The following is a 7,137-nucleotide window of genomic DNA, read 5'->3' as shown; positions in this document are numbered from 1 at the left end:
CGCCGCACGAGGCGCACCCGTGCGCCGGTGGCGGCGAGCATCGCGGCGTCGGCCTCGGAGCGGTGACGGCGCGCGACGAGCGAGGTCGTCAGGCGCGGGTGCTCCAGGCGCACCCGCTGGACGAGGTCGAGCAACGCGTCCATCGCGTGGTCGGGGCCGGAGCGCAGGGTCACGTCGACACGGTGGTCGTCACCGGTCGTGCAGATCCGGCGCAGGGCCTGCTCGGCGCGGGCGGCGTCCTGCCCCAGGCCCAGGTGCTCGGGCGCGAGGTAGAGCTCGGAGTGGTAGTCACCGCCGGCGTGACGGGGGCGATGCGCTCGATGGCCGTCGTCGCCTCGGTGACCGTCGCCTCGACACCCGCGGCGTCGGTCGCGGCCGGAAGGAGCGGGTGGAGGGCCGCCAGGCGGTTGGTACGGCGCAGCCAGGCCGCCGTGGCGACGGCGTCGTCGACGTCCTCGCCGGCGACGAACCGCTCCCGAGCGGCCTGGACCAGCCGCGACCGCTCGGTGCGCTGCCGGGCCCCCGGGGCGACGAGCGCGTCGAGCAGGCGCGTGCGCAGGTGGTCGGGGTTGAGGGCACTCACGTGGTCTCCTCCGGGGTGTGCAGGCGGTAGGCCTCGGGCACGACCCGCCAGGTCCGCTCCTTGGCCGGGTCGAGCTCCTCGCCGTCGGCGTTGGCGGCGAAGCGGTGGTTGACCCCGCGGACGGTGACGGTCCTGGCTCGGCGGGTCACGACGTCGTCGAGCTCGGTGTGCGTCCCGCGGCTGAGGTGCAGGGCGTAGCGCAGCCGACGCTTCGGGGCGACGGCGAAGGAGACGACGACCTCGGCGCGGCCGTCGCCCGGCTCGGCGTCGGGGGCGATCGTCGAGCCACCACCGACGCTCGTGCCGATCGTCGCCGCGACCTGCAGCACGCGCCGGCTGCCGTCGGCGATGACCTCGTCGTCGGCGATCACCTCGAGGTGACGTCCCTGCTGCCCGACGCCGGCGGAGATGCCGCCGATGGCATAGCCGAGGATCCCCAGGTGCACCTTGCCCAGGCGCTCCTTCCACGGGGCGGCGATGCGACCGGCCTCCTCGCCCACGCCGATGTGCACGGCATTGGCCACGAGGTTGTCGTCGTCGTCGATGAGGACGTCCACCGGGCGCACCGGGCTGGCCAGGACGATGCGAGCCGCCTCGGCGGGGTCCTTGGGCAGGCCCGTCGCACGAGCGAAGTCGTTGCCCGTCCCCATCGGGAGCAGGCCGACGGTCGGCGGGTCCTCGCCGAGGTCACCGGTGCGGCACAGGGCGGTGACGAAGGCGTGCAGCGACCCGTCTCCCCCGGCGACGACGACCTCGCGGCCGTCGCGCGCGGCGATCGCCTCGGTGAGGTCGTCGATCGACTCGGTCTCGACGACCTCGACGTCGCCGCCCTCGCGCAGCACGGCCAGCGCGGCCTCCTGGGCCTCCCGGTCGGAGCTGCCCGCAGAGGCATTGGCGATGAAGAGCAGTCGTCTCACGACCGTCAGCCTACGGTCCTGCGCTCACCCGGTCCGGCGGCGCAGGGTGAGGCTCCCGAGGGCGAGGGCCACGACGATCCAGCCGGCGATGACGAGCAGCGGGGTGACGAGGTCGCCCCCCGGGTCGGGCTGCCGCGCGACCGAGGTCGCCGCGTCGACGACGTAGGACAGCGGCAGGACGTCGGAGACGAGCTCGAGCGCGCGCGGCAGCCGGTCGCGCGGCACGAGCAGCCCGCAGAGGAGGAACTGCGGCAGCACCGTGGCTGGCATGAGCTGGACGGCCTGGAACTCGGTGGCCGCGAAGGCCGACGCGAGCAGTCCGAGCGAGGTCCCGAGGACCCCGCTCGCGACGACGACGAGCACGAGCCAGGCCGACGTCGCGGCGGTGTCGAGCCCGAGGAGCCACACCGAGACGGCCGTGACGACCGCCCCCTGGACGACGGCGAGCAGGCCGAAGGCGAGCGCGTAGCCGAGGACGAGGTCGGCCTTGCCCAGGGGTGTGGTGAGCAGCCGTTCGAGGGTGCCGCTCGTGCGCTCGCGCAGCGTGGCGACGCTCGTCACGACGAACATGACGACGAAGGGGAAGACCGTGAGCAGCACCGGCCCGACCTGCTCGAAGAGCACGCCGTCGGCGTAGATCCACGCGAGCAGGCACATGAGGACGACCGGCACGACGAGCAGGAGACCGAGCGTGCGGTGGTCGCGGGTGAGCTGCCGCAGCACTCGGGCGACGGTGACGAGGGTCAGTCGCGGGCTCATGCCGCCACCTCGTCCACGAGCGCGAGGAAGGCGCTCTCCGCGTCGGCGGCGCCGGTGCGCTCGAGGAGCCGGCCGGGGTGTCGTCGGCGAGGACCTCCCCTTCGCGCAGGAGGACGAGCCGGTCGCACCGGGAGGCCTCGTCCATGACGTGGCTGGAGACGAGGAGGGTCACGCCGTCGTCGGCGAGCCCGCGGAAGAGGTCCCACAGGTCGCGCCGCAGGACGGGGTCGAGCCCGACGGTCGGCTCGTCGAGCACGAGCAGCTCGGGAGAACCGACGAGGGCCGCTGCGAGGCTGGCGCGGCTGCGCTGCCGCCCGAGAGCGCATCGGTGCGCGCGTCGACGTGGCTCGTCAGGTCGACGCGGGCGATCGCCTCCCGCGCCGCGCTGCGCGGGTCCCGCACGCCGAGGAGCCGGGCGAGGTGGGAGACATTTTTCCCCCCACCGTGAGGTCGCCGTAGACGCTCGGTGCCTGGGTGACGTAGCCGACCCGGTGCCGCAGCTCGGGGTGCCCGGCCGGCCGGCCGAGGACCTCGACCCGGCCCCCATCGACCCGCTGCACCCCGACGACCGCACGCATGACGGTGGACTTGCCCCCGCCGCTCGGCCCGAGGAGGCCGACGATCTCTCCCTTCGGCACACCGAGGGAGAGATCGGGGATGACGCGGCGACCACCGCGGGTCACCTGCAGCCCGTCGATCTCGATCGCGTGCGCGCCGACGAAGGGAGCCCGCTCGCCGCCCCGACGACCGCGGGCCGACATCACGACGCCGACTCGGCGTGGGCGGGGCTCGGCTCGTCCGCGAGCTGCCGAGGTGCCGTCGGGCGAAGTCGAGCGACTCGCGCAGGTCGGCCTCGCGCTCGTGGGGCTTCTTGCGGGTGCCGACCTCGAGGACGACGGCGCCGTCGAAGCCGCTCGTCGTCAGGTGCTGCAGCACCTCGGCGCAGGGCTGGGTGCCGCGGCCCGGGACGAGGTGGTCGTCCTTGAGCGTCGTGAGCATGCCGTCGGCGAGGTGGATGTGGGAGAGGCGCCCACCGAGGTCGAGGACCATCTGCATCGCGTCGCTGCGCGCTGTCGCGGTGTGCGACAGGTCGATCGTCACGTGGTCGTAGGGCTGCGGCACGGGGTCCCAGTGCGGCAGGTAGGCCTGCACCTGCCGGCCGCGGGCGGCCCACGGGAACATGTTCTCCACCGCGAGGGTGATGCCGGAGGCGTGCTCGCGCTCGGCGACGCCCTCGGCGAAGCCGCGGGCGTACTCCTTCTGCCAGCGGAAGGGCGGGTGGAGCACGACCGTCGGCGCACCGACCTCCTGCGCGAGCTCGATCGACCCGTCGACCTTGCCCCACGGGTCGGCGCTGAGGACGCGCTGCGTGAGCAGCAGGGTCGGCGCGTGGATCGAGAGGATGTCGAGCCCGTGGTGGTCGGCGAGCGCCCTCAGCGCACCGGCGCTCTGCGAGATCGGGTCGGCCCAGACCATGACCTCGACGCCGTCGTAGCCCAGGTCCGCCGCCATCTCGAAGGCCGCGGCGGCGCCCTCCGGGTAGACCGAGGCGGTGGACAGGCCCACCGGGATGTGCGGGTGACGTGAAGCCATGCGTCGAGCGTAGACCCGGGGCGAGGCGCTGGCGGGTGGCTCGCGAGCTCGCACCTCGACCAGCGGGGTCGGGTCAGCTCATCAGGTCGAGGTAGCGCAGCAGCACTCCCTCGCGCAGCGCCCAGGGGCAGATCGTCAGCTCCGGCACGCCGAGCAGGTCCATCGCGGCCTCGGCGACGATGCCGCCGGCGAGCAGCTGGTGGGCGCGCGAGGCGGAGACGCCCGGCAGCCCGACGCGCTCGTGCTGCGGTCATCGTCGAGATCCGGGCGATCGTCGCGGTGACGTCCTCCAGGCGCAGCCGCCGGTCGACGTAGGGCCCGTCGGCGCTCGGCGCGGCGCCCGCGATGCGGGCCAGGGAGCGCATCGTCTTGCTCGTGCCGAGGACGGTGTCGGGCGAGCTCGCCTTGGCGTAGGGCCGGATCTCCTTGGCCAGGGTGGCGCGGACCGCGCGGCGGGCGGCCTTGATCTCCTGCGCCGAAGGGGGGTCGCCCGCCAGCAGGTCACGGGTGACCCGCCCGGCACCCAGGAGGAGCGACTTGGCGATGTCGGGGTCCTCGTCGTCGCCGAGGGTCAGCTCGAGCGAGCCGCCGCCGATGTCGATGACGAGCAGGCGCCCGGCGGACCAGCCGGCCCAGCGGCGGGCTGCGAGGAAGGTCAGGCGCGCCTCGTCCTCACCGCTGAGCACCCGCAGGTCGACGCCCGTGTCGGCACGAACCCGGGCGAGCACTTCGTCGCCGTTGGGCGCCTCGCGCACCGCGCTCGTGGCGAAGGGGAGGATCTCCTCGACCCCGTGGTCCTCGGCGACATCGAGGCACTCGGCGACGAAGCGCGAGAGGTCGGCCGCGCCCGTGGCGTCGATGCGGCCGGCGTCGTCGACGTGCTCGGACAGCCGCAGCAGGATCTTGTGGGAGGTCGCAGGGATCGGCGCCGCACCGTGGTGGGCGTCGACGATGAGCAGATGGACGGTGTTGGAACCGACGTCGATGACACCCAGGCGCACGGGGGCAACAGTAGACGCAGATCCACCGGCCACCAGAAGCGGACGGGGCATAGGGTGGCGCGCGTGAGCGACGACCACCCCGTGCACCCAGGCGAGACCGACCTGCAGACCGCACGCACCTGGGTCGAGTTCGACGACCCGGCCGACGAGGGCCAGCGCTTCCGCTGCGACCTGACCTGGCTCACCTCGTCGTGGACCTGCGTCTTCGGCTCCGGTTGCCACGGCATCGACGCCGACCAGCCCGACTTCGGCTGCTGCGTCCTCGGAGCGCACTTCACCGACAAGGACGACGTCGCCCGGGTCAAGGCGGTCGTCGACGAGCTCGGCGAGGACGAGTGGGAGCTGCACCCCGGCACGACCCGCACGTCGGCGTGGACGGAGAAGGAGGACGGCGACCTCAAGACGAAGGTCGTCGACGGCGCCTGCATCTTCTTGAACCGCCCGGGCTTCCCCGCCGGCGCCGGCTGCTCGCTGCACCAGCACGCCATGCTCACCGGGGTCGAGCCGCACACGGTCAAGCCGGACGTGTGCTGGCAGCTGCCGATACGCCGCACCTATCGCACCGTCGAGCTGCCCGACGGGAGCAGCCATCTCGAGGTGAGCATCGGCGAGTACGACCGCCGCGGCTGGGGCCCGGGCGGCCACGAGCTCGACTGGTACTGCTCCGGCAGCCCCGACGCCCACGTCGCCGCCGACCCGGTCTACGTCACCGAGCGACCGGGCCTGATCGAGCTCATGGGGCAGTCCGGCTACGACGAGCTCGCGGCCCGCTGCGAGGCCCACCTCGAGCTCGTGGCCGCGGCCACCGCGACGACGCGAGACGGACGCCCTTCGCCCTCGGGCAGGGCACTGCTGCCCCTGCTCGTCCACCCGGCCACGCTGGCCGCACGCGAGGAGCGGGCGTGACCCCCTTCGACCTCACGGAGCTCGCCGACGAGCTCGGCGACGGCGTGCTCGTCACCGACGCCGACGTCGTGGGGTCCTACTCCACGGACCAGGCGCTCTTCTGCCCCGCCGACGGCGCGGTCGCCCTCGTGCGGGCACGCACGGTCGCCGACGTGCAGGCGACGATGCGCTTCGCGACGCGGCACCGGGTGCCGGTCGTGCCGCAGGGCACCCGGACCGGGCTGTCCGGCGGGGCCAATGCCGTGCCCGGCTGCATCCTGCTCTCGCTGGAGCGCATGGACCGGGTGCTCGAGGTCGACGCCGCCGAGCGCACCGTCACCGTCGAGCCGGGGATCATCAACCAGGACCTCAAGGACGTGCTCGCGCCGCACGGCCTGTCCTACCCGCCGGATCCCGGGTCTGTCGCGATCTCGTCGATCGGCGGCAACGTCGCGACCAACGCCGGCGGGCTGTGCTGCGTGCGCTACGGCGTCACCCGCGACTACGTGCGCCGGCTGCGCGTCGTCCTCGCCGACGGCACCCTCACCACCCTCGGCACGACGACGGCGAAGGGGGTCGCCGGCCTCGACCTTCGCGGCCTCTTCGTCGGGTCGGAGGGCACGCTCGGGGTCGTCGTCGAGGTGACCCTGCGGCTGGTGCCGACGCTGCCGGAGCCGCTCACCGCGGTGGCGACCTTCGCCGACATCCGTTCTGCCGCAGCGACGGTCGCCGACCTCATGGCCTCGGGGGCGCAGCCCTGCCTCGTCGAGTCGATGGACCGCACGACCCTGGAGATGCTCCGCGAGACGGGGCACACCGACCTCGACGCGCAGGCCGGCGCCATGCTGCTCGTGCAGTCCGACGGCGGTGGCAGCCGCGATGCCGCGCAGGCGGAGGTCGAGGCGCTGGGGCGCTTCGCGCAGGAGCACGGGGCCCTCGACGTCGCCGTCTCCGACGACCCCGCCGACAGCGCCGCGCTCGTCGCGATGCGGCGGATGGCCCAGCCCTCCTTCGAGCGGTGGGCGCAGGCGCACGGCGGCGGGCAGCTTCTCGACGACGTCTGCCTGCCGCGCACCCGGCTGCCCGAGTTCTACGACCGGCTCGAGACGATCCGGCAGGAGTCGGGGCTGACGATCGCGGTCGTCGCGCACGCCGGCGACGGCAACACCCACCCCTCGGTCTTCTTCGACACGAGCGACCCCGACAGCGTCTCCCGGGCCGATGCGGCCTTCGACGCGATCATGGAGCTCGGCCTCGAGCTCGGCGGCACGATCACCGGCGAGCACGGCGTCGGCCACCTCAAGCGCCGCTGGCTGGCCCGCGAGCTCGACGAGGGCTCCCGGCGGGTGCACCTGGCGGTCAAGGCGGCGCTCGACCCGCTGGGCATCCTCAACCCCGG

The 7,137-nt window shown here is 73.9% G+C and carries 5 protein-coding genes and 3 pseudogenes; 2 read left to right on the top strand and 6 right to left on the bottom strand.

Annotated features, from left to right (window positions below; genetic code table 11):
* Positions 1-169: 169 nt before the first annotated feature.
* From AC2W7J_RS02185 to AC2W7J_RS02160, 6 genes and pseudogenes are all read right to left on the bottom strand, one after another.
* Positions 170-583, bottom strand: coding sequence for a hypothetical protein (locus tag AC2W7J_RS02185; protein ID WP_485981285.1), 414 nt, complete (start codon positions 581-583; stop codon positions 170-172).
* On the bottom strand, positions 580-1,500 hold the full coding sequence (locus tag AC2W7J_RS02180) for a diacylglycerol/lipid kinase family protein (protein WP_427801421.1): 921 nt from the start codon (positions 1,498-1,500) through the stop codon (positions 580-582). Before AC2W7J_RS02180 ends, AC2W7J_RS02185 begins: the two co-directional genes overlap by 4 nt.
* A gap of 24 nt (positions 1,501-1,524) precedes the next feature.
* The gene (locus AC2W7J_RS02175) at positions 1,525-2,259 is read right to left on the bottom strand and encodes an ABC transporter permease (protein WP_427801422.1); all 735 of its coding nucleotides are present in this window, start codon (positions 2,257-2,259) and stop codon (positions 1,525-1,527) included.
* A pseudogene (locus AC2W7J_RS02170) lies at positions 2,256-3,020 on the bottom strand (ABC transporter ATP-binding protein). Before AC2W7J_RS02170 ends, AC2W7J_RS02175 begins: the two are co-directional and overlap by 4 nt.
* A gap of 115 nt (positions 3,021-3,135) precedes the next feature.
* Positions 3,136-3,735 (bottom strand): annotated as a pseudogene (locus AC2W7J_RS02165) (sugar phosphate isomerase/epimerase family protein); the annotation flags it as partial.
* Positions 3,693-4,853, bottom strand: coding sequence for a Ppx/GppA phosphatase family protein (locus AC2W7J_RS02160; protein WP_485981284.1), 1,161 nt, complete (start codon positions 4,851-4,853; stop codon positions 3,693-3,695). The gene AC2W7J_RS02160 and the pseudogene AC2W7J_RS02165, both read right to left, overlap by 43 nt.
* A 63-nt stretch (positions 4,854-4,916) precedes the next feature.
* Between AC2W7J_RS02160 and AC2W7J_RS02155 the strand changes: the two genes are divergently transcribed.
* Positions 4,917-5,759 (top strand): DUF3109 family protein, encoded by an 843-nt coding sequence (locus AC2W7J_RS02155; RefSeq protein WP_485981283.1) that lies wholly within the window; start codon positions 4,917-4,919, stop codon positions 5,757-5,759.
* Positions 5,756-7,132 (top strand): annotated as a pseudogene (locus AC2W7J_RS02150) (FAD-binding oxidoreductase); the annotation flags it as partial. The gene AC2W7J_RS02155 and the pseudogene AC2W7J_RS02150, both read left to right, overlap by 4 nt.
* Between the last annotated feature and the right edge of the window lie 5 nt (positions 7,133-7,137).

This window comes from Janibacter sp. CFPM2_SD2 (assembly GCF_057364645.1).
This window is presented reverse-complemented; position numbering and strand designations above follow the sequence as displayed.